Source organism: Klebsiella sp. C360, assembly GCF_048822415.1.
In the GTDB taxonomy this organism is placed as follows: Bacteria; Pseudomonadota; Gammaproteobacteria; order Enterobacterales; family Enterobacteriaceae; genus Klebsiella; species Klebsiella quasipneumoniae.
The window spans coordinates 1-989 of sequence record NZ_JBMEZZ010000054.1; the positions used below are offsets into that span (position 1 = coordinate 1).

Annotated in this window: 1 protein-coding gene; it reads left to right on the forward strand. The window is 54.6% G+C overall.

All coding sequences use genetic code 11. From position 1 onward, the window contains the following. Nucleotides 1-989 (forward strand): elongation factor Tu (tuf, locus tag ACOI7D_RS27795; RefSeq protein ID WP_117140903.1); only part of this gene is annotated, 989 nt, incomplete at both ends.

Sequence of the window (989 nt, forward strand, 5' to 3'; positions counted from 1 at the left end):
GGTTCCGCTCGCGCATTCGACCAGATCGATAACGCGCCGGAAGAAAAAGCTCGTGGTATCACCATCAACACCTCTCACGTTGAATATGACACCCCGACTCGCCACTACGCGCACGTAGACTGCCCGGGCCACGCCGACTATGTTAAAAACATGATCACCGGTGCTGCGCAGATGGACGGCGCGATCCTGGTTGTTGCTGCGACTGACGGCCCGATGCCGCAGACTCGTGAGCACATCCTGCTGGGTCGTCAGGTAGGCGTTCCGTACATCATCGTGTTCCTGAACAAATGCGACATGGTTGATGACGAAGAGCTGCTGGAACTGGTTGAGATGGAAGTTCGTGAACTGCTGTCTCAGTACGATTTCCCGGGCGACGACACTCCGATCGTTCGTGGTTCTGCTCTGAAAGCGCTGGAAGGCGACGCAGAGTGGGAAGCGAAAATCATCGAACTGGCTGGCCACCTGGATACCTATATCCCGGAACCAGAGCGTGCGATTGACAAGCCGTTCCTGCTGCCGATCGAAGACGTATTCTCCATCTCCGGTCGTGGTACCGTTGTTACCGGTCGTGTAGAGCGCGGTATCATCAAAGTGGGTGAAGAAGTTGAAATCGTTGGTATCAAAGAAACCGCGAAAACCACCTGTACTGGCGTTGAAATGTTCCGCAAACTGCTGGACGAAGGCCGTGCTGGTGAGAACGTAGGTGTTCTGCTGCGTGGTATCAAACGTGAAGAAATCGAACGTGGTCAGGTACTGGCTAAGCCGGGCACCATCAACCCGCACACCAAGTTCGAATCTGAAGTGTACATTCTGTCCAAAGACGAAGGCGGCCGTCATACTCCGTTCTTCAAAGGCTACCGTCCGCAGTTCTACTTCCGTACTACTGACGTGACTGGCACCATCGAACTGCCGGAAGGCGTAGAGATGGTAATGCCGGGCGACAACATCAAAATGGTTGTTACCCTGATCCACCCGATCGCGATGGACGA